Source organism: Cobetia sp. BMC6 (genome assembly GCF_029991385.1).
In the GTDB taxonomy this organism is placed as follows: domain Bacteria; phylum Pseudomonadota; class Gammaproteobacteria; order Pseudomonadales; family Halomonadaceae; genus Cobetia.
Genome location: NZ_JAKUMF010000002.1, coordinates 644,858 through 669,650 on the forward strand (window position 1 = coordinate 644,858; position 24,793 = coordinate 669,650).

21 protein-coding genes are annotated in these 24,793 nt (G+C 64.1%); 12 read left to right on the forward strand and 9 right to left on the reverse strand.

From position 1 onward, the window contains the following. Positions 1-906, forward strand: a complete 906-nt coding sequence (locus MKZ40_RS06995) for a LysR family transcriptional regulator (RefSeq protein WP_175089810.1) — start codon at positions 1-3, stop codon at positions 904-906. Between the two features lie 147 nt (positions 907-1,053). On the opposite strand, the gene MKZ40_RS07000 is transcribed toward MKZ40_RS06995, so the two are convergent. The 4 genes from MKZ40_RS07000 to glcD all read right to left on the reverse strand — a co-directional run bounded on the left by MKZ40_RS07000 (position 1,054) and on the right by glcD (position 5,685). Continuing rightward, positions 1,054-1,461: a heme-binding protein gene (locus MKZ40_RS07000; RefSeq protein WP_175089811.1), complete on the reverse strand. Its 408-nt coding sequence runs from the start codon at positions 1,459-1,461 to the stop codon at positions 1,054-1,056. Positions 1,462-1,539: 78 nt separating this feature from the next. Then, positions 1,540-2,886, reverse strand: coding sequence for a glycolate oxidase subunit GlcF (gene glcF, locus MKZ40_RS07005; protein WP_175089812.1), 1,347 nt, complete (start codon positions 2,884-2,886; stop codon positions 1,540-1,542). 28 nt (positions 2,887-2,914) lie between these two features. Continuing rightward, positions 2,915-4,117, reverse strand: coding sequence for a glycolate oxidase subunit GlcE (gene glcE, locus MKZ40_RS07010; protein WP_348994692.1), 1,203 nt, complete (start codon positions 4,115-4,117; stop codon positions 2,915-2,917). 68 nt (positions 4,118-4,185) lie between these two features. After that, positions 4,186-5,685: a glycolate oxidase subunit GlcD gene (gene glcD / locus MKZ40_RS07015; RefSeq protein ID WP_175089813.1), complete on the reverse strand. Its 1,500-nt coding sequence runs from the start codon at positions 5,683-5,685 to the stop codon at positions 4,186-4,188. Positions 5,686-6,098: 413 nt separating this feature from the next. Here glcD and glcC point away from each other — a divergent pair, with 413 nt between their 5' ends. Further along, the gene (gene glcC / locus MKZ40_RS07020; protein ID WP_175089814.1) at positions 6,099-6,914 is read left to right on the forward strand and encodes a transcriptional regulator GlcC; all 816 of its coding nucleotides are present in this window, start codon (positions 6,099-6,101) and stop codon (positions 6,912-6,914) included. Between the two features lie 109 nt (positions 6,915-7,023). Next, positions 7,024-7,608, forward strand: a complete 585-nt coding sequence (locus MKZ40_RS07025; RefSeq protein ID WP_175089815.1) for a VTT domain-containing protein — start codon at positions 7,024-7,026, stop codon at positions 7,606-7,608. A 10-nt stretch (positions 7,609-7,618) separates the two neighbouring features. Here the strand turns inward: MKZ40_RS07025 and MKZ40_RS07030 are convergent, their stop codons facing one another. The 4 genes from MKZ40_RS07030 to MKZ40_RS07045 all read right to left on the reverse strand — a co-directional run bounded on the left by MKZ40_RS07030 (position 7,619) and on the right by MKZ40_RS07045 (position 12,570). Continuing rightward, entirely contained in the window at positions 7,619-9,040 is a 1,422-nt protein-coding gene (locus tag MKZ40_RS07030; RefSeq protein ID WP_175089816.1) for a D-serine ammonia-lyase, read from the reverse strand. A 604-nt stretch (positions 9,041-9,644) separates the two neighbouring features. Beyond that, positions 9,645-10,064: a CBS domain-containing protein gene (locus MKZ40_RS07035; protein ID WP_175089817.1), complete on the reverse strand. Its 420-nt coding sequence runs from the start codon at positions 10,062-10,064 to the stop codon at positions 9,645-9,647. A gap of 158 nt (positions 10,065-10,222) precedes the next feature. Further along, entirely contained in the window at positions 10,223-11,707 is a 1,485-nt protein-coding gene (locus tag MKZ40_RS07040) for a dihydrolipoyl dehydrogenase (RefSeq protein WP_175089818.1), read from the reverse strand. Positions 11,708-11,820: 113 nt separating this feature from the next. After that, positions 11,821-12,570: a glutathione peroxidase gene (locus MKZ40_RS07045; RefSeq protein WP_107335176.1), complete on the reverse strand. Its 750-nt coding sequence runs from the start codon at positions 12,568-12,570 to the stop codon at positions 11,821-11,823. 375 nt (positions 12,571-12,945) lie between these two features. Here MKZ40_RS07045 and MKZ40_RS07050 point away from each other — a divergent pair, with 375 nt between their 5' ends. The 6 genes from MKZ40_RS07050 to MKZ40_RS07075 all read left to right on the forward strand — a co-directional run bounded on the left by MKZ40_RS07050 (position 12,946) and on the right by MKZ40_RS07075 (position 18,680). Next, entirely contained in the window at positions 12,946-13,224 is a 279-nt protein-coding gene (locus MKZ40_RS07050; RefSeq protein WP_175089819.1) for a hypothetical protein, read from the forward strand. A gap of 147 nt (positions 13,225-13,371) precedes the next feature. Further along, the gene (locus tag MKZ40_RS07055) at positions 13,372-13,533 is read left to right on the forward strand and encodes a YqaE/Pmp3 family membrane protein (protein WP_043334518.1); all 162 of its coding nucleotides are present in this window, start codon (positions 13,372-13,374) and stop codon (positions 13,531-13,533) included. 368 nt (positions 13,534-13,901) lie between these two features. Beyond that, positions 13,902-15,050 carry an ABC transporter ATP-binding protein gene (locus tag MKZ40_RS07060; protein WP_175089820.1) on the forward strand — a complete coding sequence of 383 codons (1,149 nt, stop codon included), beginning with the start codon at positions 13,902-13,904 and terminating at the stop codon, positions 15,048-15,050. Positions 15,051-15,212: 162 nt separating this feature from the next. Next, complete coding sequence (locus MKZ40_RS07065; RefSeq protein ID WP_225347830.1) at positions 15,213-16,349, forward strand: extracellular solute-binding protein; 1,137 nt, start codon at positions 15,213-15,215, stop codon at positions 16,347-16,349. A 174-nt stretch (positions 16,350-16,523) separates the two neighbouring features. After that, complete coding sequence (locus MKZ40_RS07070) at positions 16,524-17,825, forward strand: ABC transporter permease (protein WP_175089821.1); 1,302 nt, start codon at positions 16,524-16,526, stop codon at positions 17,823-17,825. A gap of 3 nt (positions 17,826-17,828) precedes the next feature. Continuing rightward, complete coding sequence (locus MKZ40_RS07075) at positions 17,829-18,680, forward strand: ABC transporter permease (protein WP_175089822.1); 852 nt, start codon at positions 17,829-17,831, stop codon at positions 18,678-18,680. Between the two features lie 225 nt (positions 18,681-18,905). On the opposite strand, the gene MKZ40_RS07080 is transcribed toward MKZ40_RS07075, so the two are convergent. After that, on the reverse strand, positions 18,906-21,074 hold the full coding sequence (locus MKZ40_RS07080) for a sigma-54 dependent transcriptional regulator (RefSeq protein WP_175089823.1): 2,169 nt from the start codon (positions 21,072-21,074) through the stop codon (positions 18,906-18,908). A 451-nt stretch (positions 21,075-21,525) separates the two neighbouring features. Here MKZ40_RS07080 and MKZ40_RS07085 point away from each other — a divergent pair, with 451 nt between their 5' ends. The 3 genes from MKZ40_RS07085 to MKZ40_RS07095 are packed head-to-tail and all read left to right on the forward strand — an operon-like array spanning position 21,526 to position 24,787. Then, entirely contained in the window at positions 21,526-22,680 is a 1,155-nt protein-coding gene (locus tag MKZ40_RS07085; RefSeq protein ID WP_175089824.1) for an ABC transporter ATP-binding protein, read from the forward strand. Then, complete coding sequence (locus tag MKZ40_RS07090; RefSeq protein WP_175089825.1) at positions 22,680-23,918, forward strand: ABC transporter ATP-binding protein; 1,239 nt, start codon at positions 22,680-22,682, stop codon at positions 23,916-23,918. Before MKZ40_RS07085 ends, MKZ40_RS07090 begins: the two co-directional genes overlap by 1 nt. Then, entirely contained in the window at positions 23,918-24,787 is an 870-nt protein-coding gene (locus tag MKZ40_RS07095) for a sugar ABC transporter permease (protein ID WP_043334509.1), read from the forward strand. The genes MKZ40_RS07090 and MKZ40_RS07095 overlap by 1 nt, the downstream gene beginning before the upstream one ends. Positions 24,788-24,793 lie beyond the last annotated feature (6 nt).

Here is a 24,793-nt window from a genome sequence, read left to right on the forward strand (position 1 = left end):
ATGCGACATCACAAGCAGGTGGAGCGACTGATGTTGTTCGCTCAGGTGGCGGAAACCCTCAGCTTCACCCGGGCGGCAAAGGCGCTGGGCGTGTCGCGTGCTCATCTTTCCGAGCAGGTGCGGCGACTGGAGCAGGACATCGGGGCGCCCTTGCTGATCCGCACCACGCGGGCGGTCCGTCTCACCGAGGAGGGCGAGCGCATTCGAAAGCGCATGCAGTCGGTACACGGCGAGCTGCTGGCACTGGAGCGGGAGCTTGAACATGACTTGGAGCAGACGAGCGAGTCGGAGCGTCAGGGCTACAGCGGCGTGTTGCGTATCACGGCACCGGTGCTGTTCGCCGAGCGTTATCTGGTCGAGGTCTGCAATGCCTTTCAGGCCCGTCATCCGGCGGTCGAGCTGCGTCTGGACGTCAGTTACGAGAGCCATGACCTGACCCGTGAGCCATTTGATGTGGCATTTCGTGCCACGCGCACACCACCGGACAACATGATCGCGCGTCGCCTGCTCGATTACGTCCATTGCTGCTGCGCCTCGCCCGAGTATCTTGCCGCGCATGGCACGCCGCGCACGGCCGCGGCGCTTGGCGATCATCGCTGCCATGTCTGGTCGGGGCAGTCCGGCTGGCCGCTGGCCAGTGGTGAGGTCAGTCTCGCGGGGGGATTGGCCATCAATGATCATCGCCTGCTCAAGCAGCAGGCGCTGGGTCATGCCGGCATCATCCGGGTCGCCCATTATCTGGTTGATCGTGAACTGGCCGAAGGCCGTCTGGTGCGTCTGCTGGCGCATGAGGAGGGCGAACCCAACAGCATCTACATGCTCTATCCCCAGCGCCTGCCGCAGTCGGGCAAACTGCGTGCCTTCATGGCGGCGGTGGAAGCCGCCATGCCACCTCGTAGTGCGTGATCGAAAGACACGGATGCAAAAGAGGCATATGCAAAAAGACCGCCGTGCCCCGAGGGGCGCGGCGGTCTTTTTATTCGCCTTTTATTTAGACCGGTGAGGGCATTTTATCCAAACCGGTGAGGTCTCTTTATCCAGGCTGGCGGCGCCTCAGAGGTCCAGCGCGGCGACCCCGGCCTTGGCGATTTGGGCATCCTGCTCCGGCTTGACGCCGGACACGCCGATGCTGCCGGCGATCTGGCCTTCGACCATCACCGGCACGCCGCCGCCCAGCATGCCTTCAAGCTGCGGCGCTGACAGGAAGGCGGTGCGCCCGCCGTTGATGGAGTCCTCGAACAGCTGGGTCTCGCGGCGCCCCAGAGCAGCACTCTTGGCCTTCTCCTGGGCGAAGTAGCCGGTCATCGCCGGGGTGTCGTCGAGGCGACGCAGACCCAGCGGGTGGCCGCCGTCGTCGGCAACGGCGATGGACACGGCCCAGCCATTGGCCTCGGCTTCCTTCTGGGTTGCGTCCAGCATCTGATTGACGTCAGCGAGGGTCAGTACGTGGCGAGTGATCATCGGGCTTCCTTGGCAGTGGTGAGGGAAAAGGACAGTGAAAGAGATGGTGAAACAGATAGTGAAACAGATAGTGACGCTTCATTCCTGCGGGAGCGTCTCGGGCAGGGCATCATCCACCAGCTCGATCCAGTGACTTATCGGCGTGCGTCCGGCGCTCGAGAGATGCGTCTGACAGCCGATGTTCGCGGTGGCGATGCGCGCCGGCCCGTTGGCCTCCAGCGCCTCAAGCTTGCGGTCTCGCAGCTGGCGTGACAACTCCGGTTGCGTGATCGAGTAGGTGCCGGCGGAACCGCAGCACAGATGGCCCTCCATGACAGGGGTCAGCGTGAAGCCCAGTTGCGACAGGATCTTCTCCACCTCGCCGCCCAGTCCCTGGGCATGTTGCAGGGTGCAGGGGCAATGGAAGGCCAGCGGCTGTTGGTCGGGCGCGGCCGCGAGATTCTGTCGATCATCGCGAGCGATCTCCTCGCCGAGCACTTCGACGATATCGTGGGCCAGGGCGCTTACGCGTGCGGCGCGCTCAGCATAGTCCGGGTCATCGGCCAGCATCTCGCCATATTCCTTGACGAAGGCCCCGCAGCCACTGGCGGTCTGCACGATCGCTTCCGCGCCGGCCTCGATGGCCGGCCACCAGGCATCGATGTTGGCACGCATGCGCGCGCGACCGGCCTGCTGGGCGTTGAGGTGATAGTCGATGGCACCGCAGCAGCCGGCCTCCTGAATGGGGGTGACACCGATGCCGAAGCGCGCCAGCACGCGGGCGGTGGCGGCATTGATGTTGGGGGCCAGGCCCGGTTGCACACAGCCCTCCAGCATCAGCACCTGGCGCGAAAGCACTTGCCGAGAAAGCTCTTGGCGTGAAAGCGCCTGATCAGAAGGCGTCGCGGTGACGGGGGCGGCCGGGCGCTTGGCTTGACGCTCGCGAGCCAGCGGGATCTTGTCAGCCAGCGCGCCAGGCGCGAGAGGGCGAAAGCGCACGCCAAGTGCCAGCAAGGCCTTGAAGCGCGCGGGATCGACCAGCGCATGGCGCAGGCCACTGCGCAGCAGGCGCTCTCGCCACGGGCGGCCGACGCGACGCTCAAGCTCCTGACGCCCGATATCGAGCAGGGTGTGATATTGCACGCCCGATGGGCAGGTGGTCTCGCAGCTACGACAGCTCAGGCAGCGATCCAGATGCCGCTGGGTCTCGCGAGTGATCTCGCTGGCCTGCTCGCGAACTGCCTCGTCGGGACTTTCGGGATCGCTTTCCAGCAGCTGCTTGATCAGATAGATGCGCCCGCGTGGGCCGTCGCGCTCATCGCCCAGCAATTGGTAGGTGGGGCAGGTGGCATTGCAGAAGCCGCAATGCACGCAGCTGCGCAGCACCTTGTCGGCTCGCTGGATATGCGGTCTGGCAAGTGCGGCGTCACTGAAGTGGGTCTGCATTCAGGTGCGTCTCCTGTCGTGGCGTGAGTCACATCTCGGCATACAGGCGACCGGGATTGAGGATGCCGTGGGGGTCCAGCTGCTGCTTGAGCTGAAGGTGGTAGCGGGCATTGGGGGCGGCCAGCGGCATCAGCGGACTGTCCTCGGCGGCGACGGTATCCGGGGTATAGCAGATGGCATGGCCGCCCAGCCGACTGGCCAGCGCGCGGATGCGCTGGGCGGGGGCATCGCTTGCAAGCCAGCGCTGGGCACCCGCCCAGTCACACAGCAAATCGGCATCCCCCAGAGGGCCCAGCAGTTCACTGACGGCGGCTTGCCACTCGAGGTGATCCAGCGCCAGCGGCAGCGACAGTCGCCACAGTGCCTGATGCGGTGCGCGCGCGCTGAAGAAGGGCAGGCGGTGCTCACGCAGCTCAGTCCAGTACGCCGTTGCCTGATCCGTCGTCAGGGCTTCGCCACCCAGCTGCTCGCACCCGGCCTGGACCGAACGCTCGCCTCCTTCCAGGCGCAGGGTGAGGCGGCCGTCATGCCAGTTGGTCGCGGTGATCGGCAGCGGCGTGCGCCCCCACGCATTCAGGCGAGTCAACGCCTCGGCGAGGCTGAGCTCCAGACACAGCGATTCGCTTGCCACCGGGCGCGGCATCACCTTGAGCGAGACTTCACTGATCACGCCCAGCGTGCCCTGGGCACCGCACATCAGGCGCGACAGGTCGTAACCCGCCACGTTCTTCATCACTTCACCGCCGAAGCGCAGCGACTTGCCGTCGGCGCTGATGATGCGGGTGCCCAGCACCAGGTCGCGCAGGCTACCGCTCCAGGGGCGGCGCGGGCCGTTGAGTCCCGAAGCTAGGGTGCCGCCGATGGTCGCCGCAGGGCCGAAGTGGGGCGGCTCGCAGCTCAGGTGCTGACCCTGCTCGGCGAGCACGGCCTCGAGCGTCGCAAGCGGTGTGCCGGCGCGCACCGAGACCATCAGCTCCACCGGGTCGTAGTGGGTGATGCCATGATGCGCGCGCATGTCGAGTACCTCCTCGGCGGCCACTTCACGGCCGAGGAAGGTCTTGCTGCCACTGCCTGCGATGCGCAGCGGGCGCCTCGCCTCATGGGCGGCGCGGACCTGCGCGCAAAGTGCCTCGCTGGCATCCTGCTGCTGCGGGGGCTGGCTGGTGGCAGGTGTCATGCACTCGGCGTGGCTCGGCACCTGATCCTGTAGCGAATCATCTGACTCTGGCATGGCATGCCTCTATTAAAGTGGCGATGAAGTGGCGAACGTCAGGTAGCGAAAGGTCCCGCCGCAGCTGTCTAGAAGCGTGGCAGTTCGGGGTGCGGCAACTGGTTGTCATGCACATGCATGGCACCGAATTCGGCGCAGCGCGCCAGCGTCGGGATGTTCTTGCCGGGGTTGAGCAGGCCTGCGGGGTCGAAGGTGGCCTTCACGGCATGGAAGACGCTGATCTCCTCGTGATTGAACTGGGCGCACATCTGATTGATCTTCTCGCGGCCCACGCCATGTTCGCCGGTGATGCTGCCGCCGGCGGCCACGCACAGTTCGAGAATCTTGCCGCCGATCTCCTCGGCCAGCTCAAGCTCGCCGGGCTGGTTGGCATCGAACAGGATCAGCGGGTGCATGTTGCCGTCACCGGCATGGAAGACATTGGCCACCGCGAGCCCCGATTGGCGCGAGAGCTCCGCGATGCCGTTCAGGACGGCGGGCAGCTCGCGACGCGGAATGGTGCCATCCATGCAGTAGTAGTCCGGCGACATGCGGCCCACGGCGGGGAAGGCATTCTTGCGTCCGGCCCAGAAGCGCGCGCGCTCGGCCTCATCCTGTGCCTGGCGGATCTCGGTGGCGCCGGCGCGCTCCAGCACCTCACGGACCCGTGCGCAGTCATCGACGACATCGGCCTCGGCGCCATCCAGTTCGCAGAGCAGAATGGCGGCGGCCTCGACCGGATAGCCTGCGTGGATGAAGTCCTCGGCGGCGCGGATCGCCAGGTTGTCCATCATCTCGAGCCCGCCGGGGATGATGCCGCAGGCGATGATGTCGCCCACCGCGCGGCCGGCCTTGTCGATATCGGCGAAGCTCGCCATCAGCACCTTGGCGGTCTCGGGCCTGGGCAGCAGGCGCACCGTGACTTCCGTGACCACCCCCAGCATGCCTTCGGAGCCGGTCATCAGCGCCAGCATGTCCAGGCCGGGCGAGTCGAGGCTGTCGGCGCCGATCGTCATCGCCTCGCCTTCGATGGTCAGCATCTCGAGCTTGAGCAGGTTGTGAACGGTGAGGCCGTACTTGAGGCAGTGCACGCCACCGGCATTCTCGGCCACGTTGCCGCCGATGGAGCAGGCGATCTGCGAGGAGGGGTCCGGCGCGTAGTAGAGTCCGAAGGGCGCGGCGGCCTCGGAAATGGCGAGATTGCGCACCCCGGGTTGCAGGCGTGCGGTGCGGGCGTCGGGGTTGATCTCGAGAATCCGCGCCATGCGCGACATCACCAGCAGCACGCCCTGCGCCAGCGGCAAGGCGCCGCCGGACAGCCCGGTGCCGGCGCCACGTGTCACCACCGGCACGCCCAGCGCATGACATTCACGCAGCAGGGCGGCGACCTGCTCGACCCGCTCCGGCAGGGCGACCAGCATCGGCATGACGCGATAGGCGGACAGGCCATCACATTCGAAGGGGTGCAGGTCCTCCTCGCGGTGCAGCAGCGTCAGGTCCGGCAGCAGAGTGGTGAGATGCGCCAGCACCTGGCCCTTGTCGTGCTGGACCAGCGGTCCATCCAGCGTCGGGTCATAGAGGATATTCATGCACTGCCTCCCGGGAGGTTGGGGTCTGCGCGGCTGCTGTCTGTCATTACTGTCGGCTGATGCGGGGGCGAGCGAGTCGCCTGTCGATTCGACCGGCGAGAGGGGCCCGTCTTGCCTGACCTGCCGCACCCGATCTGCACACAATCTGGCCTGCCTCCCCGGCCTTGTCCATGCTTCATATCAGTGGTCTGACCAGACATTCGTCTAGTGTTTGCGCAAGGAAAACCACGCTTTACTGGCCAGACGATTGCTGCCGTCAGGTGCCTTTGCGTCCGCTGATCGACAGGTCTGACCAGTCGAGAATCGCCAGGCGCTGCCAGCGAGTCGATCAAGCGCCACGAGGGTGTTGATCAAGGTCCTGCACACGAAGGTTGGGCACACGAAGATCGAGCACATGAAGGGGGAGGGGCGGGATGCTGCAAACCATCGCAGAGTCAGGAGCGGATCCCCGCGCCGCGGATCAGGTAGCGGCGCGTCTGGAGCAATTGATTCTGGACGGCGTGCTCAAGCCCGGGCAGATGATCCCCTCGGAACGCCGGCTATGTGAGCGACTGGGGATCTCGCGGGCTTCGCTGCGCGAGGGGCTAAGGCTGTTGCGTGGCAAGGGCATCATCGAGACACGACACGGCAAGGGCTCAAGCGTCGCGGCGCTGTTGCCGAGCGGTGATATCAGCCCGCTGATGCATCTGTTTCGGGATCAGCCGCGCACCCTGTATGACCTGCTGGAAGTGCGGGCCCTGCTGGAAGGGCAGTCGGCGCGGCTGGCTGCCCTGCGCGGCACGCCGGCGGACAGGGTATTGATCCGGCGTCATTACGAGGCAATGGCGGCCTGTGTGCGCGAGTATCCGCCCGACTTTGAATCCTCAGCGCCGGGTGATGTGGCGCTGCCGGATGCCCAGCAGCTGGCACGTCACGATCATGCCTTCCACCACGCCATCTGTGAGGCGTCCCACAACCCGGTGCTGGTGCATACGCTCAAGGGCATCAATGACCTGCTGCTCAGCTCGGTGTTCGCCTCGCTGCGCAATCTCTACCATCGCCCGATTCCCCGCGGTCAGATCAATGCCCAGCACACGGCCATCTACCGGGCGGTGATGGACCAGCAGCCGGAGGCGGCGGAGAAGGCGGCGCTGGAGCACCTGCACAGCATTCGCGACAACCTGCGCGAGCTGGAGGAGGAGGACGAGCGTCTGGTGCGTTCGGCCATGCGTCTGGAAGGTTTCGAGTAGCGCGTCAGGGTTCTGGCTCAGGTGTGCGCTGGTGGTCGAGCAGGCTGGCAAGCGGGACGGACTCAAGGCAAAGTGGTCAGCTCATCGTCCAGGACAACGTGCTGCCTTCATGTGGAAACTCTCTTCCGCGAGTGACTGGCTCGACCGCCTCAATCACTCCCGCCACGCCATGCTGTGGCTGTTCATCGCCTCGATGCTGGAAACCCTGTTGATTCCGATTCCCATCGAGGTCGTTCTGATTCCGTGGATGCTGCGCCACCCCGAGCGCCGTTGGCGCGTGGCCGCGGTGGCGCTCGCCGGCAACCTGACCGCGGCATTGCTGGGCTTCTATCTCGGGGCCTACGCGCTGGCGGCGTGGGGTGATGGGTTGATCGGCTTCTTCGGCGGGCAGCAGGCCTTCGAATCCTTCCAGCAGCGCTTCAGCGAGCAGGGGTTCCTTGCCATCATGCTGATCGGCATCGTGCCGATTCCCTTCCAGAGTGCCATGCTGGTCGCCGGTGCCAGCGGTTATCCGGTCGCGTTGTTCCTGCTGGCGGCACTGGTCGGGCGCGGGGTGCGCTATTTCGGACTGGCAGCCCTGGTGGCACTGGTCGAGGATCAGGCGCTGGCGCTCTGGCAGCGCTATTCGCGCCCGCTGGGAGTGATCGGGCTTGCGCTGACCGGCGTGTGGCTGTGGCAGGCCTTCATCGCCTGATGGCTCACTCTCACCGGCTTGTGCTGACCTGGGAGAGCAACGCCTTGCCGCGCTGATAGTCGGCCTGCCAGATCGCCTCGGGCACCATGCTGCCGCCGGTAGCCCAGACGACATGGGTGGTATTGGCCTGTACCTCGCCGTCATCCAGTCCGTTGGCCGCCCGCCACGCTTGCCAGGCGGGGGCGTCATTGCACAGCACGTGATGAATACCGGGCACGCCAGCCAGCGCGGAGGGCTCAAGCATGAGGCCTTCGCTGTCATGCGCCAGCGCGAGCAGTTCGAGCAGATGCTCATCACGCACGGTATGGATGCCGCTGAGCAAGGGCGCCATCACGCGCCCGACGAAGGCCGAGGCGCGACCCACCGCCAGGCCATCGGCGCAGGTGCGATTGTCCAGCCCGATATCCTCCACCGCGATGCCATCATGTTCGCCGGTCAACATGCCCAGCAGCATGCAGGGGGAGTTGACCGGTTCAGCGAAGAAGCAGTGCACGGCGTCACCGAAGACCTGCTTGAGGCCGTAGGCCACGCCGCCCGGACCGCCGCCGACGCCGCAGGGCAGATAGACGCAGAGCGGATGGCGGGCATCCACCGGGATGCCCTGCGCGGAGAGCTGTTCCGCGAGGCGGCTGGCCGCCGTGGCATAACCCACGAACAGGTCCCGCGAGCTTTCGTCATCGATGAAGTGGGCGTTGGGCTGCTGCGCTTCCTGGCGCCCAGCGGCGACAGCCTTGCCATAATCCCCGCTGTGCTCCACGACCTCCGCGCCCCGCGCGCGCAGCAGGTCCTTCTTCCATTGCTTGGCATCTGCCGACATGTGCACGGTGACGCGAAAGCCGAGCCGCGCGCTCATGATGCCGATGCTGAGCCCCAGATTGCCGGTAGAGCCCACCACGACCTGTTGGCCGGCCAGCAGGGCACGTATCTCATCACGCTGGAAAACGCGGTAGTCGTCGTCCTGACGCAGCAGCCCTGCGTCCATGGCCAGACGCTCGGCATGCTTGAGCACCTCGTGGATGCCGCCGCGCGCCTTGATCGAACCCGAGATGGGCAGGGCGTTGTCGCACTTGATCATCAGGCGTCCGGGCAGCGAGGATTCGGTTGAGTTGAGGGGAGATGCGGTCGAGGCTATGCCGCTCAGCGCCTGCTGCAAGCCGGGCGCTGCCACCAGCGGCGATTCGATGCGCCCTGACGCCGCGGCGGTCTCGGGGAAGGCTTCGGCAATCCAGGGAGCGAAACGCATCAGGCGTGCGTCGGCATCCTCGATGTCCTGGGCTTCCACGCTACTCGTCTGCAGCGCTGGTGAGGCAAGCGCCTTGGCGGTCGCGACGCGTTCAGGGTTGAGCCAGCCGATTTCGCGGCCGGCCATCAGGCTGGTGATTTCCGGGTGACGCAGCGCCAGGGCGTGGAGGTCATGGGGCGTGGCAGACATGCGGTGTCCTTGTGGCGGTTCGATCCTGCGATCAGGTCAGGTCACAGGTTAGCGCGTCTTCCACTGGCAACGCACGTAGCCCAGCTTTCACATTCCGTAAAGGTCAGTGACAAAAAAGACCGGATTTTTTGGCAACCGTCGGGATAGAAATGCAAAAGGCGCAGTCATAGTAAGCAAGGACATGATGTTATCGCGATGTTATGTCTGGCTTTAACTGTTCTTTGGTCCGCCACGGTTTTCCTGGCGGATTTTTTTATGCCTGAAATACGTGGGCTTTTGCCGGTTTTCGCTGGGGCTTTCGGATTCTCCCAGACTTTCAGCGACTTTCACCATGACCAGAGGCCTTGGTGGCAGAGCACGGCACAGCGCCCTCCAGCGAATGTCATCGCCTCGGGTTGCTGCTCGACTATTGATGAGCGTCAGGCTGGCGGCGGAGATGGATTAGCCATTGGATAATCTTCGAGGATTTGGTCTGCTGGTTGAAGCGTGCTGAAGACGCTCTCGGTTTTCTCTTCATCACGCACAGAGCCCCCAGCGGCGATGACCGCTGGGGGCTCTGTGCACAAGGCCTGGCGCCAGGCAGTTTCTTGATTGGCGAACTGTCTCAACAGCCGTTCTGCATCACCAGCAGAGCACTCAGGACATCGCGGCGGGTGACCATGCCGATCAGGCGGCCCTGTTCGACCACCGGATAGACCTTGGGACGCTGACCATTCATGTGCTGCGCCAGATCCGTGATGCTGTCGTTCGGGCCGACGCTCAGGACTTCGTGACGCATCAGATCACCGACCTGGGCATGCTGGCCGCAGTGATAGGCACTGTCGAGCAGCTTGCCGAGGATGTCCTGCTCGGAGATGAAGCCGATCAGACGGTCCAGATCATCCACGACCGGCACACCGGGCAGACGGTGGTGGGTCAGGCCCTGGGCGAGTTCGAGAATGCTGGTGCGTGCCTTCACGCGATAACAGTCGCGGGACATGATATCGCGAATGGTCGAGGGCACCTTGAGCTGGGTGGCTTTCATGGGCAGATCTCCTGCGTCACTGCTCTTCGACTCTCCGGTGAGGGAGTCGTGCGATGAATGCCGGCAGCCACTCTCGTGACTGCCGGCGACACTCAACCTCTGTTCAGAGCATAGGGCATCACTGCGTGAGCTGCGCGTCCCGTTGCCTTGAGGGTGTATCAGTCACCCGGACCGCACTCCATGCAGCGCTCGACGATGGCCGGGCCCAGCTGCAGATTGGCGTTGAGGTCACGCAGCGCAGTGCGCAGACCTTCCTCGATCACCGGGTGATAGAAGGGCATTTCCAGCATCTGCTCGATGGTCATGCGTTGCTGATGGGACCAGGCCAGCAGGTGGGCGAGGTGCTCGGCACGCGGGCCGAAGATCTCGGCGCCCAGCAGCAGGCCGGTGCCTTGCTCGCCATAGACGCGCAGCATGCCCTTGTTCATGCGCATCACGCGGGAGCGACCCTGGCCGGTGAAGTCGACTTCGCCCACCGCGTAGCAGTCGCAGGCACCGTAGCGCTGTTCGATCTCGGCGGTCGAGAGGCCGATGGTGGCCATCTGCGGATCACTGAACACGACAGCGATGGTGCTCTTGCGCTGCCCGGCACGCACGTCGGGGAAGCGACCGGCGTTGTCACCGGCAATACGGCCCTCATCGGAGGCTTCGTGCAGCAGCGGCAGGTCGTTGTTGGCGTCGCCGGCGATGAAGACATGGCTCGGCGTGTCGTCGCTCAGACGAGTCTGCAGGGTGTGACGATTGAAGATCGGCACGCCGCGCTCGTCCAGCTTCAGGCCCAGCGCCTCGATATTGAGGCGGTCGACGTTCGGGCGACGGCCGGTGGCCGCGAGCAGGTAGTCGAAGCGCTCGGTGAGGCGCGCTTCGCTGCCACGCTCGATGAAGGTGATCTCGACACCGGCGCCGTTCTCGTCCTCGACGCGTTCGATCTTCTCGACCTTGGCGTCCGGGTCGAGATAGAACTCCTCGTTGAAGACGCGATCGGCATTGGCACGCAGCTTCTCGTCACGCAGCGGGCCGATGGCGCCGCCGACACCGAACATGCGAATGCGCACGCCGAGGCGCGTGAGCGCCTGGCCCAGTTCCAACCCGATGACGCCCGGGCCGAAGACGGCGACGGATTCCGGCAGGTCGTCCCAGTCGAAGACGCTGTCGTTGATGATCAGGCGGTCACCGGCATTCTCAAAGAAGCCCGGATAGCTGGGGCGTGAGCCGGTGGCGATCACGACACGCTCGAAGGTGACGCGGGTCTCGTTGTCGCCGATGATCAGGCTGTTGGCGGTCTCGAAACGCGCATTGCCGCGCAGCTTGTCGTGGGAGGGAATGCCTTCCACGGACTCGACCACGAAGCCGACGAAACGGTCGCGCTCACGCTTGACGCGGTCCATCACGGCGCGGCCATCCACCTTGACCTCGCCTTCGACATTGATGCCGAACGGTGCGGTGTCACGGGCGTGATGCGCGGCTTCTGCCGCACTGATCAAAAGCTTGGACGGCATGCAGCCGACACGGGCACAGGTGGTGCCGTAGGGGCCACCTTCGATCATGACCACGGAATCGGTGTGTGCCTTGGCGGCGCGATAGGCACCCAGACCGGCACTGCCTGCACCGATGATGGCGACTTCAACCTGGCGTTCGTTCACGTCGTACTCCTCAAGGCGCGCCAGCAGCGCACCTGACAATGGGGTCTCAGGCGCGGGCGTGGCCCGCGCGTGATGAAAAGAGAAAGTTATCGGGGCCTGTCAGCGTGTAGCGTTCAAGCGCTGGTCAGGCTGCCGAAGTAGCGGGCGACTTCATCGCTGCCGCCGACATGCTCGCCGTCGATCCAGACCTGCGGCACGGTGGCCTGGCCGGTCATGGCGCGCAGGGTGCGTGAGGTCACGCCGCGGGTGCCGACTTCGATGACTTCGTAGCTGATGCGCGCTTCGTCGAGCATCTGCTTCGCACGTGCGCAGTACGGGCAGCCCGGCTTGCTGAACAGGGTAGCGAAGCTGGGACGACCGGCGTCGGGGTCCAGATAATCGAGCATGGTATCGGCGTCGGAGACTTCAAAGGGGTCGCCCGGCTTCTGCGGCTCGATGAACTGTTTCTCGACCACGCCGTTGCGTACCAGCATGGAATAGCGCCAGCTGCGCTTGCCGAAACCGATGTCGCTCTTGTCGACCAGCATACCCATGCCGGCGGCGAAGTCGCCGTTGCCGTCGGCGATCAGGCTCAGGTTCTCGGCTTCCTGATGCTCGCCCCAGGATTCCATGACGAAGGCGTCATTGACGGACAGGCAGACGATCTCGTCGACGCCGACAGCATAGAAGCGATCGGCCAGCTCGTTGTAGCGCGGCAGGTGAGTGGAGGAACAGGTCGGGGTGAAGGCCCCCGGCAGGGCGAAGACCACCACGTTGCGGCCCGAGAAGATCTCCTCGCTGGTGCGCTCGACCAGACGGCCGTCGCGACGGATCTTGAAGCTGACGTTCGGGACCTGCTGGCCTTCGTGTGATTCGAGTTGCATGGAATTGGCTCCGGTCTCGATGAGACGTATCTAAAAGGAATGGCAGGCGACTGAGGCTCGATGATGCTGTCGAGTGCATGAGAAATCAGTGCCTTGCGAAACTGGAGCCAGTCTAGGGGCAAGCCTCTCGCGGGTGAATTTGATTGCATCAAGCGAGGCGATAGCTTTTCTTGATGATCATGCTGCCAGTCAGGCGTGGGCTGGCGCATGGCCTTGTTTTCGGCAGGAACGTGCTGGCCGGCAAGCGGCTTTTTTGCCGGAAATAGTTATACAGACTTGATATTTGACCCTGTCAGCCATAGGTAGTGGGTACGTCACAGCATCGTCAGGCGTCGAGTCTGGCAAGCGAGGCAATAGATGAACGCACGAGAGTACATGGCGAAGCACGGCCTGGACGGCGACAAGGACAAGGAGGAGGACAAGCCTCAGAGTCTGGAAGAACATGCCTGGGCACGTGCACGTGAGTCCGGCAGCCATCGGCCACGCACCGGGACGCCGCATGACTGGGAAGACTGGGAGCGCTACCACGAGCAGCTGGCGGCGGACTCCGAGAAGCTGTCCCAGAAGATCGATCGTCAGGCCCGCGCCGGTGGATCGGCCTCTGCGCACGACGATGACGTCGACAAGGCCGACGCTGATAAAGAAAAACGGTGATCAAGACCGTCAGTCTTCAAGACGGGAGCTGTTATAGAAGACACTGATCAAGAAGGACAGTGATCAAGAAGGACGCTGATCAACACGAGCATCGAACATTCATGACCTCCGTGGAGTCACGGTTGTCACAATCGCAAGGAGCAACTCATGGATATCATTCGCATCATTCTGGCCATCATCCTGCCGCCGCTGGGCGTTCTCATGCAGGTGGGTGTCGCCAACAAGCATTTCTGGATCAACATCATCCTGACCTGCTTCGGTTTCCTGCCGGGGATCATCCACGCGGTATGGGTCATTACCAAGTTCTGACCGCCGCTGAGCTCCCGATGCTCTGATATGGCTGCCCACCTCGGGCAACCCAGAGTTGAAAGACCCAAAGCCTCCGCTGCCTTGTGTGCAGCGGGGGCTTTTCAGTGGGCGCACACCGGGGAGGCGCCATGTGGCGTCGGTGATTCAGCGGCGGGGCTTGTCGAGGGCCCTCGGCGAATGGCTGGCGGCGGTAGTTCAATATTTAGACTTTCGCATAGCCTGATTTCAACGCTTTTCAGCGAGCGCGGCGCTTGTCGCCTCTCGACTGTCACCGTAGGGTCAAATGGGACTGAGGGCAGCGATCAGGGCCAATGAAGCCTGTTCGATCACTTGCTCCACGATAACAACAACACGTATGGATACCCCGCATGGTCACGACTGCTGAGCCCGACGCGCCGCAGGAGACCAGCTCCTGCTTCGCGATCTTCAATGATGTACAAAAGAGCTATGACGGCGAAACGCTGGTGGTCAAGGGCTTCAATCTTGAAGTCCAGCGCGGCGAATTCGTCACCCTGCTGGGGCCGTCCGGTTCCGGCAAGACCACCTGCCTGATGATGATGGCAGGCTTCGAAACGCCGACCCACGGCGACATCCTCCTCGACGGAACTCCCATCAATGACTTGCCACCGCACAAGCGCGGTATCGGTATGGTCTTCCAGAACTATGCGCTGTTTCCGCACATGAGCGTGGCCGAGAACCTGGCCTTCCCGCTGGAAGTGCGCGGCATGAGCAAGGAGGAAATCTCGACCAAGGTAGCCAACGCGCTGGACATGGTGCGACTCGGCGAATTCGGCGATCGCCGCCCGGGGCAGCTCTCCGGTGGGCAGCAGCAGCGGGTCGCCCTGGCACGTGCGCTGGTCTTCGAGCCGGAGCTGGTGCTGATGGATGAGCCGCTGGGGGCACTGGACAAGAACCTGCGCGAGGAGATGCAGTTCGAGATCAAGCGCATCCACCAGCGACTCGGCGTCACCATGCTCTACGTGACCCACGATCAGACGGAAGCGCTGACCATGTCGGACCGCATCGCGGTCTTCAATGACGGCATCGTCCAGCAGCTGGCAACCCCCGAGGCGCTGTATGAAGCGCCGGAGAATGCCTTCGTCGCCTATTTCATCGGCGAGAACAATCGCCTCAACGGCCAGGTATCGCAGCTCGACGCTCAGGGGGAGCATTGCACTGTGACCCTCGACAGCGGCGAGCAGGTACGGGCACTCAAGGTGGCCGTCAATGAGGTCGGCGAGCGCACCCAGCTGTCACTGCGCCCGGAGCGGGTGCGCCTGCTGTCGGCGGAAGAGCCAGGCGCCGCGGGCACGCCAAGCCCTCCCGACAATGTCTTCTCCGCCGAGGTGCTCGAGGTGATCTATCTTGGAGATCATCTGCGCACGCGCGTGGCGGTGTGTGGCAGTGACGAATTCATCATCAAGACACCCAACGCCGAGGGCTATCCGCCCTTGCGGCCCGGGCAGACATTGCAGGTGGGATGGGACGCCTGCGACTGCCGGGCGCTGGATGCCTGAGGCCAGGAAAGGTCAGAACAGGCCAGTTAAGGACAGACTAGAAAAGCACAGGCGAGTAAAGACAAGACAGCAAGGAAGGTGAAGTACGCTTCCTCAGCAGAGCAAGAGCAGGTTTCGCGACAAGAGTGCAGCACAACAACAAGAAATCAGGGAGATTCATCCATGTCAGTCATCAATCAGTTCACCGCGTCATTCACTACCTCGCGCCCGGGCATGCCGCTGCGCAGTCTGCTGGCGGTTGCCGTGGCAGCGGCCGGCATGAGCGCCGGTGCGGCCCAGGCCGAGACGCTCAATATCGTCTCATGGGGCGGCGCCTATACCGACAGCCAGAACAAGGCCTATCACGAGCCCTGGGAAGAGAAGAGCGGTGACACCGTCGTCAATATCGACAAGTCATCCAATGCGCTTTCCGGTCTGCGTGCGCAGGTCCAGGCCGGCAACGTCACCTGGGACCTGGTCGACATGCTGCCCAGTGATGCCTTGATCGCCTGTTCGGAAGGCCTGATCGAGCCGCTGGACCCGGACACCCTGTTCGCGGCAGCGCCGGATGGCACGCCGGCCAGCGAGGACTTCATCGAGAATTCGCTCAGCGAGTGCTTCGTGCCGCAGATCGTCTACTCCAACATCGTGGCCTTCAATACCGAGATGTTCCCCGAGGACAAGCAGCCGGATTCCATCGATGACGTCTTCAATCTCGAGGAATTCCCCGGCAAGCGTGCCCTGCAGAAGAAGCCGATCAACAACATGGAGTGGGCGCTGGTGGCCGATGGCGTGGCCCCGGAAGATGTCTACGAGATGCTGGATTCCGAGGAAGGCATCGAACGTGCCTTCGCCAAGCTCGATACCATCAAGGACAGCGTGATCTGGTGGGAAGAGGGCGCACAGCCGCCGCAGCTGCTGGCGGACAAGGAAGTGGCCTTCGCCTCGGCCTACAACGGACGCATCTTCGATGCCGAGGTCAACGAGAAGCAGCCATTCTCCATCGTCTGGGATGCCCAGGTCTTCGAGCTGGATGGTTGGGTGGTGCCGACCGGCAAGCTCGACAAGGTCAAGGATTACCTGATGTTTGCCACCGATACCCAGCGTCTGGCGGATCAGGCCAAGTACATCTCCTACGGCCCGGCGCGTACCTCCTCCGCGGCACTGGTCTCGACCCATGCGGACACCGGCATCGACATGAAACCGCACATGCCCACCTATGGCCCCAACTTCGAGACCGCCATCCCCAAGGATGACGAATTCTGGGCCGACAACCTCGATGAGCTGAGCCAGCGCTTCAACGCCTGGCTGGCGCGCTGACCCCTGCACTGACCCGCTGGCCCCGGTGGCGCACACCCGCGCGCCGGGGCCTTTTTGATCATGCCTGATGGCCCCTCGGCCATGCTCTATTCCGCCAGGTTGGCTTCCGTCACTGTCACGCGGAAGCCGGCTGGCGGCCCAGGCATCCTCGGATAGCCGATCAAGGAGTGCAGGATGAGCGATTCCTCCGCCCCGGCCACGTCCGGAAGCGCAGCACATGACCCCAATGGCGCCCCCGGCGCGGCGCTGACCACTGCCGATGGCGTGCCGCTGAAACAGAGCCTCAATCGCGCCATCCGCCGCAGCCGCATCAAGGCGTTGCTGCTGGTGGCACCGTTGCTGGTCTTCATCGGGCTGGCATTCGTCATGCCCATCTTCGACATGCTGTCACGCAGTGTCGACAACCCGGAAGTCTCCACCTATCTGCCACGCACCAGCGAGGTGCTGGTCGACTGGAACGGCGAAGGGTTGCCGGAAGAGGCCGCCTACGCCGCCCTGGCGCAGGATCTGGCCGCGGGACTCAAGGCGCGCAATCTCGGGCGCGTCGCCTCGCGTCTCAACTACGAAAAGTCCGGCATGCGGTCGCTGTTCATGAAAAGCGCCCGCCGTGCCGGCCGCATGGAGGCCCCTTACAAGGCCGCGCTGATCAAGGCCGATGAGGATTGGGAGGACCCGGATATCTGGCGTCTGATCAAGCGCGAATCGTCGCCTCTCACCGCTTCCTACTATCTGGCGGCGGTGGATCGCCAGTTCTCACCGACAGGGGAGATCGTCGAGAAACCGGAGTATCTGCAGATCCACGTCTCGCTGTTCATCCGCACCTTCTGGATGAGCGCGGCGATCACCGGGCTGTGTCTGTTGCTGGCCTATCCGGTGGCCTGGCTGCTGGCGACCCTGCCGGCCAGTCGCGGCAATCTGCTGATGATCCTGGTGCTGCTGCCGTTCTGGACCTCGCTGCTGGTGCGAACCACCACCTGGATCGCGATCCTGCAGCAGCAGGGGGTGCTCAATGACATGCTTGTGGGTGTCGGGATGCTCGCCGAGGAGGCGCGTATCCAGATGATCTACAACAAGACCGGCACCATCATCGCGATGACCCACATCCTGCTGCCGTTCATGATCCTGCCGCTGTACTCGGTGATGAAGACCATCCCGCCCAGCTACATGCATGCGGCGCGCTCGCTGGGCGCCGGGCCGATCACCGCCTTCCGGCGCGTCTACTTCCCGCAGACCCTGCCGGGCATCGGGGCGGGCTCGATTCTGGTCTTCATCCTCTCCATCGGCTACTACATCACGCCGGCACTGGTGGGCGGGCAGTCGGGCCGCTTCATCACCAACTTCATCGCCTATCACATGCAGACCTCGCTCAACTGGGGGCTGGCAGCGGCCATTGGCTCGATTCTGCTGGTCGTGGTGATCCTCTTCTATCTCGTCTACAACCGTCTGATCGGTGTGGACAAGGTCAAACTGGGGTGACAGATGGCCATACCTTCCTATGCAACTCGTGGTGAGCGGATCTGGCACTGGGTGTTCTGCGTGCTCTGCGCGCTGATCTTCCTGTTCCTGATCGGGCCGATCCTGGTGATCATTCCGCTCTCGTTCAATGCCGAACCCTACTTCACCTTCTCGGAGAAGATGCTGTCTCTGGACCCCGATGGCTACTCGTTACGCTGGTATCAGGAGTTCTTCACCTCGGATGAGTGGATGCGCTCGATCAAGAACAGCATCATCGTGGCGGTGTGCGCGACGGTGCTGGCCACGGTACTGGGCACGCTTGCCGCACTGGGGCTTTCCAGTCGCTTCATGCCGTTTCGCAATACCATCATGGCGATCCTGATCTCGCCAATGATCGTGCCGTTGATCATCAGCGCCGCGGCGATGTTCTTCTTCTTCTCGAAACTGGGGCTGACCCAGACCTATCTGGGCGTGATCCTGGCGCACACGGCGCTGGGCATTCCCTTCGTGGTGATCACGGTGACGGCGACACTGTCCGGCTTCGATCACTCGCTGACACGTGCGGCACACTCGCTGGGGGCCAGTCCGAGCCGTACCTTCTTCCGCATCATCCTGCCGCTGGTGACGCCGGGGGTGGTGTCCGGTGCTCTGTTCGCCTTCATCACCTCGTTTGATGAGGTGGTGGTGGTGCTGTTCATCGCCGGGCCGGCGCAGACCACCATCCCGATCCAGATGTGGTCCGGTATCCGCGAGGAGATCAGCCCGACGATCCTGGCGGTGGCCACGCTGCTGGTGCTGGTTTCGGTCCTGCTGCTGACGACACTGGAGCTGATTCGCCGTCGCAATGAACGACTGCGCGGCCTGACGCCGAGCTGATCTTTGTTCTCAGCCTTCAGCCCTCAGCCCTCTGCTCTTGAGTGCCGGGCGATTGATGGCGGTGAGAAACAGGAGTCGCAAGAAACGCCCGCGCCCCCGCAGAGTCTGTCTGCGGGGGCGCGGGCGTTTCAGTGTCGGGCTTGGAGATAGGGCTTGGAGATAGGACTTGAAGATAGGTCTTGGAGATAGGGTTTGGAGACAGGGCTTGAGGAAAAGCCTGCTGCGTCAGGCCGCGCCGAGTCGCTTGTAGAGCGTGGTGCGGCTTATGCCCAGTTCCCGCGCGAGACGCGAGACGTTGCCGCCCAGCGCATCCAGCGCGCTCTGCAGCTCCTCGGCACTGGAAAGATCCGGCAGCGAGGACAGGCGGCTCGGTTGCGAGGGATGGTGAGCAATCTCGCTCTCTGCTGCGGGACAGTCGTCTTCTACCGCGAGGCAGTCGTTCTGTGATGCGAGACAGTCGCCCGCCAGCATCACATGGCACGGCTCCAGGGCTGACCCATCGCACAGTGCCAGCGCCAGACGCAGCACGTTGTCCAGCTCGCGCACGTTGCCGGGCCAGTCATGACGGGTGAGGCGATCGAGGAAGGCGGGCGTGATGCGCGGCGGCTCACGTCGCTGCTCCCGGCACAGCCGTGTCAGCAGGGCACGACTCAGTCCGGCGATGTCGTGACGCTCCCTCAGCGGCGGCAGGGCGATGGTGGCGCCACACAGGCGATAGTAGAGATCTGCCCGGAAGCGCCCGGCCTTGACCAGCTCACTGAGGGGCTGATGGGTGGCGGCGACCAGTTCGAAATCGACCCGCTGCGGCTTGCCGCCACCCAGTGGGGTGACTTCACGCTCCTGCAACACGCGCAGCAGGCGCGCCTGCACATGCAGCGGCATGTCGCCGATCTCATCCAGAAACAGGCGCCCGCCATTGGCCTCGAGCAGGCGGCCTTCGCGTCCGGCGGGGTCGGCACCGGTAAAGGCGCCGCGCCGATAGCCGAACAGCTCGGCCTCGACCAGCTCATCAGGCAAGGCGGCGCAGTTGATGGCGACCAGCGGTTGATGGGCGCGATGACTGGCCTGATGCAGCGCCTTGACCACTTCCTCCTTGCCGACGCCGGTCTCGCCCTGCAGCAGCAGCGGCAGGCGTGCGTTCACCAGCCGCGCCAGCAGTTCGCAGACCCTGGCCCAGCCGGCATCGCCATGATGCAGGCGCGCAAGGCTCGGGTGGCACGCTGCCTCGCGAGTGGTGGTCTCGGCCGGTGTCTGGCTTTCCGGGGGCTCAGCCGGTGCGCGGGCCACGACCCGTGGCCTGGGCAGGACTGCGCGCAGGGTGTAGCCAGTGAAGCGTGGGTGCTGGGTGAGCGTCACACACTGCGCATCGGCGAGCTGGGCCAGCGGCGCCCAGTCCAGCTGCCAGCGTGCCAGCGGCTGGCCCAGCAGCAGGTGGATGTCATCGCGGGTGGCGCAGCTGTCGCTGTCCACTGCATTGGCCGCGCTGTTCGATGCATTGGCTGCGCTGTGAGATGCGTTGTCTGCGCTGTCGGAGGCGGGCGTGAGTTCAAGGTGAGCCGCCAGCAGCTGCAGTCCCCGGCGACTGGCAGCCGCGACCTGACCTTGCGGCGTGATGGCCAGCAGGGCCGCGCTGGGCGAATCCAGCTGCGAGCGGTTGAGATGCAGGCGCAACAGGTGATGGTCGTGCCCGTGGGCCTCGCCCAGACGGCGTTGCTCGATGTCATCCGCCAGTACGCCGAGCATGCCAAGGCTGTATTGGCGCACACGGTAGGGATCGCAGATCAGTCCCAGGCACCCCTCGCAGGCGCCGGGCGTCAGGCCGCGACTGGCACTCCAGCTGGCGGGGGCCAGCAGTGCGGCACTGGCGCTGGCCAGGCCCTTGAGGCATTCGGCGTCATGCGCCTCGAGCGCGATGCGTGCCAGGCGATTGGCGCGCGGCGCATTCAGGGTCTCGGCGATGGCGTTGTGGCCCAATGACTCCTCACGCCAGCGCGCGCCGGGGTGCAACAGGGGGGCATCATTGCCCAGCAGCTGTTGATGGCCGTAGCTTGCCAGCACCACGCCGTCGCGGTCGGTCAGCACCAGACACGCCTGCCAGTGATCGAGCAGGTTGAGAGTATGACCGGTGACTGCTGATGCCACCGTCTCCATCAGGCTGGCGGCCTGACGCTGACGCCAGACGAGCTCCTCCGGCGGGCACCTGAGGGTTGAGGCCGGCAGCGCCGAGGGGAAAGAAGAGGGAGAAGAGGGAAGCGCAGAGGAGAGAGCCGCCGCAGGCGTTGCGGAGGCGGCGCCTGGATCGAGCACCTGATCCTCCGCGTGGCGGGCTGGATGCTTGGCCGAGTTGTGGGCAGCGTGGCGCGCTGAGTGCTTGGCGGCTTGAGGTAGTGGCATGCGATGTCCCTTGTGCGGCGGGCCTTTCAGGCCTCTGTTGTTATTGGTGCTGTTTTCGGTGCTGTTGTCGGTGCTGTTGTCGGTGCTGTTGTCGGTGCTTTTATCGGTCTGGGGGGAGTGTTCACGGCAATGTTCACTTGTGCGTGGTGAGTGTTCAGTTCCGAGAACTTTGGTGTTCAGACATTGTTCACCAGAGTAGCGGCAGACGCGGCGGATGACGGGCTAGACCATGGTCTGCCCCTGCCTTGGTCGCATCTGGCAAGTCACTGAATGATCGACAAAAGAGAGGAATCTGGCGACCTCCGGTGGTCGATGGAGGGTGTCTGTGGGCAGGTGTCTGCGCGCGGCTGGCATAGGGTTCGCTTGAGGAGGGTCACCAGGTGGGCGTGAACACTCGGCAGTGGTTGGCCGTGTCCTTGCCCCGATGACTTTCACCAGACGAGACAGCGCCATGTCCTTGAGCCTTGAGGCGGTCACCCGCCGGGTTGGCCGCGAGACCCATATCGACAGGGTGGATCTGACCTTCGAGCCCGGCTCCTTCAATGTGCTGCTGGGACGCACCCTGTCCGGAAAGACGTCGCTGATGCGCCTGATGGCGGGTCTCGATGTGCCCAGTGACGGACGCATCGTGATGAACGGCGAGGACGTGACCGGCCGTCCGGTGCGCGAGCGCAACATCTCGATGGTCTATCAGCAGTTCATCAACTACCCGAGCCTGAGCGTCTACGACAATATCGCCTCGCCTTTGAAGCTGGCGCGCATGGCGCCTGAGGAAATCCGCCGCCGCGTACACGAGATTGCCGAGATGCTGCATATCGAGCAGTTCCTTGCGCGTCAGCCGGCGGAGCTGTCCGGTGGCCAGCAGCAGCGCACGGCCATGGCGCGGGCGCTGGTCAAGGACGCCGACCTGGTGCTGTTCGATGAACCGCTGGTCAATCTCGACTACAAGCTGCGCGAAGAATTGCGCCACGAGATGCGCAGCCTGTTCGCGACCCGCAACACCATCGCCGTCTACGCCACCACCGAGCCCGGCGAGGCGCTGGCGCTCGGCGGCACCACCACGCTGATGCATGAAGGGCGAGTGCTGCAGTCCGGCCCTACCGAGGCTGTCTACCATCATCCGCTGAGTGTCGAGGCGGCGAAGCTCTACTCCGAGCCGCAGATCAATCTGTTCGAGGCCGAGGTGCGCGGGCGTGAGCTGGCGTTCTCCGGCGCGGCCAGTGCCGGCGAGCAGGGCAGCCGTTTCGTGCTACCCGCGCCACTGGCGGGGATCGAGAGCGGGGCCTATCGCTTCGGTATCCGCCCCAGCCACCTGGGGCTGGCGCCGCTGGCCGATGATGATCTGGAGTTCGCTGTCACGGTGGATATCGCCGAGATCTCCGGCTCCGAGACCTTCCTGCATGTCAGCAATGCCGACCACTCGCTGGTCCTGCATCTGGCCGGCATTCACGACTTCGCCGTGGATGACGCCATCCGCGTCTATGCCCCCGCCCACAAGCTGTTCGTCTACGCCGCCGATGGCGGTGACGGTGCGGGACAGCGTGGCGATGGGGCACTGATCCGTTCGCCCGAGCGACCCACCACGACTGGCGGAGGGCTGGCCTGATGGCGGAAATACACCTCAATGATCTGGCGCACAGCTACCTGGCGGCGCCCTCCGCGGACAGTGATTACGCCATCCGGCGCATGAATCATGTCTGGCAGCAGGGCGGCGCCTATGCACTGCTCGGCCCGTCGGGTTGTGGCAAGAGCACGCTGCTCAACATCATCTCCGGGCTGCTGGCCCCCTCCGAGGGCGAGGTGCGCTTCGATGATCGAGTGGTCAATCGGCTGCCGCCGGAAGAGCGCAACATCGCCCAGGTGTTCCAGTTCCCGGTGGTCTACGACACCATGACGGTCTTCGACAATCTGGCCTTCCCGCTGCGCAATCAGCGCCAGCCGGAGCACAAGGTGCAGTCCCGGGTGCGTGAGATCGCTCAGGTGCTGGAGCTGGAAGACCTGCTCACGCGACGTGCCAGCAACCTGACGGCCGATGAGAAGCAGAAGGTCTCGATGGGCCGTGGCCTGGTGCGCGATGACGTGGCCGCCATCCTGTTCGATGAACCACTGACGGTCATCGACCCCCACCTCAAGTGGAAGCTGCGCCGCAAGCTCAAGCAGATCCATGAGCAGTTCAACATCACCATGGTCTACGTCACCCATGATCAGCTGGAGGCCTCGACCTTCGCCGACAAGATCGCGGTGATGTATGAAGGCCGCATCGTGCAGTTCGGCACCCCGCGCGAGCTGTTCGAGGACCCCGCTCACACCTTCGTGGGCTACTTCATCGGCTCGCCGGGCATGAACCTGGCGAGTATCACGCTGGAATCGCAGGGCGTGCGGCTCGGCACGGGGGAGGGCGCACCCCTGCTGCATCTTCCACAAGCGCTGCTGGCGACACTGGCGGAGCGCAAGGGCGAGCTGAAGCTGGGCATCCGGCCGGAGTTCGTCGAGCTCGAGGCCAGCGACAGCTCATCGGCGGCGGTGGTTCCCGACACCCGCGAGCATTGGCTGAGTGGTCAGGTCACGCTGGTGCAGGACCTGGGGACCTACAAGGTGGTGGACCTCGACATCGGCGGCGGCTGCCTGTTCAAGGCGCGTATCGAGGAAGATGCGCCGCTGCCGGAAGGCCGCGTGCGTCTGCGCCTGCCGGCCCGCTGGCAGCGCTTCTATCTCGATGAGCATCTGCTGGATCTGTCACAGGCCGGTGCGTCCGACAGTGGTGAGGCAGAAAGCTTTGCCAGGGGGGAGAGTGGCGGCTCTGTCAGAGGGGAAAGTGGAGAGCAGCCGGGAGGAAACGCCTGATGCAACGCACACACAACAATCGCGCCTGGTGGCTGGTGCTGCCAGTGGTCATCGTGGTGGCGTTCTCGGCCATCATCCCGATGATGACGGTGGTCAACTACTCGGTGCAGGACATCTTCGATCCCTCCACGCGTTTCTTCGTCGGCACCGAATGGTATCGCGAGATCCTGCGTGACGAGCGCCTGCACGACTCGCTGATCCGTCAGTTCGTCTATTCCTTCGCGGTGCTGGCCATCGAGATTCCGCTGGGGATCGCCGTGGCGCTCTCGATGCCGCGCAAGGGCTTCATGGTCTCGCTGTGCATGATTTTGCTGGCCTTGCCGCTGCTGATTCCCTGGAATGTGGTCGGCACCATCTGGCAGATCATCGGTCGTGAGGACATCGGCCTCTATGGCTGGGCGCTGGGCCAGCTGGGCATCGACTACAACTACGCCTCCAATCCGGCCGACGCCTGGGTGACGGTGCTGGTGATGGATGTCTGGCACTGGACGTCGCTGGTGGCGCTGCTGTGCTATTCGGGGCTGCGTGCCATTCCCGATGTCTATTACCAGGCCGCGCGCATCGACCGTGCCTCGCCCTGGGCCGTGTTCCGCTACATCCAGCTGCCCAAGCTCAAGAGCGTGCTGTTGATCGGCATCATGTTGCGCTTCATGGACAGCTTCATGATCTATACCGAGCCCTTCGTGCTCACTGGTGGCGGGCCGGGTACCACCACCACCTTCCTGTCCCAGACCTTGACCCAGATGGCGATCGGCCAGTTCGATCTCGGACGTGCCGCTGCCTTCTCGCTGATCTACTTCCTCATCATCCTGCTGGTCTCATGGCTGTTCTATACCGCCATGACCCATCAGGACAGTGACGACGCCTGAGGAGAC

What these genes read in the sequence shown, in the direction of transcription:
- MKZ40_RS06995 (WP_175089810.1), top strand. Translation starts at nt 1, where the DNA reads ATGCGACATCACAAGCAGGTGGAGCGACTGATGTTGTTCGCTCAGGTG.
- MKZ40_RS07000 (WP_175089811.1), bottom strand. Translation starts at nt 1,461, where the DNA reads ATGATCACTCGCCACGTACTGACCCTCGCTGACGTCAATCAGATGCTG.
- glcF (WP_175089812.1), bottom strand. Translation starts at nt 2,886, where the DNA reads ATGCAGACCCACTTCAGTGACGCCGCACTTGCCAGACCGCATATCCAG.
- glcE (WP_348994692.1), bottom strand. Translation starts at nt 4,117, where the DNA reads ATGCCAGAGTCAGATGATTCGCTACAGGATCAGGTGCCGAGCCACGCC.
- glcD (WP_175089813.1), bottom strand. Translation starts at nt 5,685, where the DNA reads ATGAATATCCTCTATGACCCGACGCTGGATGGACCGCTGGTCCAGCAC.
- glcC (WP_175089814.1), top strand. Translation starts at nt 6,099, where the DNA reads ATGCTGCAAACCATCGCAGAGTCAGGAGCGGATCCCCGCGCCGCGGAT.
- MKZ40_RS07025 (WP_175089815.1), top strand. Translation starts at nt 7,024, where the DNA reads ATGTGGAAACTCTCTTCCGCGAGTGACTGGCTCGACCGCCTCAATCAC.
- MKZ40_RS07030 (WP_175089816.1), bottom strand. Translation starts at nt 9,040, where the DNA reads ATGTCTGCCACGCCCCATGACCTCCACGCCCTGGCGCTGCGTCACCCG.
- MKZ40_RS07035 (WP_175089817.1), bottom strand. Translation starts at nt 10,064, where the DNA reads ATGAAAGCCACCCAGCTCAAGGTGCCCTCGACCATTCGCGATATCATG.
- MKZ40_RS07045 (WP_107335176.1), bottom strand. Translation starts at nt 12,570, where the DNA reads ATGCAACTCGAATCACACGAAGGCCAGCAGGTCCCGAACGTCAGCTTC.
- MKZ40_RS07050 (WP_175089819.1), top strand. Translation starts at nt 12,946, where the DNA reads ATGGCGAAGCACGGCCTGGACGGCGACAAGGACAAGGAGGAGGACAAG.
- MKZ40_RS07055 (WP_043334518.1), top strand. Translation starts at nt 13,372, where the DNA reads ATGGATATCATTCGCATCATTCTGGCCATCATCCTGCCGCCGCTGGGC.
- MKZ40_RS07060 (WP_175089820.1), top strand. Translation starts at nt 13,902, where the DNA reads ATGGTCACGACTGCTGAGCCCGACGCGCCGCAGGAGACCAGCTCCTGC.
- MKZ40_RS07065 (WP_225347830.1), top strand. Translation starts at nt 15,213, where the DNA reads ATGTCAGTCATCAATCAGTTCACCGCGTCATTCACTACCTCGCGCCCG.
- MKZ40_RS07070 (WP_175089821.1), top strand. Translation starts at nt 16,524, where the DNA reads ATGAGCGATTCCTCCGCCCCGGCCACGTCCGGAAGCGCAGCACATGAC.
- MKZ40_RS07075 (WP_175089822.1), top strand. Translation starts at nt 17,829, where the DNA reads ATGGCCATACCTTCCTATGCAACTCGTGGTGAGCGGATCTGGCACTGG.
- MKZ40_RS07080 (WP_175089823.1), bottom strand. Translation starts at nt 21,074, where the DNA reads ATGCCACTACCTCAAGCCGCCAAGCACTCAGCGCGCCACGCTGCCCAC.
- MKZ40_RS07085 (WP_175089824.1), top strand. Translation starts at nt 21,526, where the DNA reads ATGTCCTTGAGCCTTGAGGCGGTCACCCGCCGGGTTGGCCGCGAGACC.
- MKZ40_RS07090 (WP_175089825.1), top strand. Translation starts at nt 22,680, where the DNA reads ATGGCGGAAATACACCTCAATGATCTGGCGCACAGCTACCTGGCGGCG.
- MKZ40_RS07095 (WP_043334509.1), top strand. Translation starts at nt 23,918, where the DNA reads ATGCAACGCACACACAACAATCGCGCCTGGTGGCTGGTGCTGCCAGTG.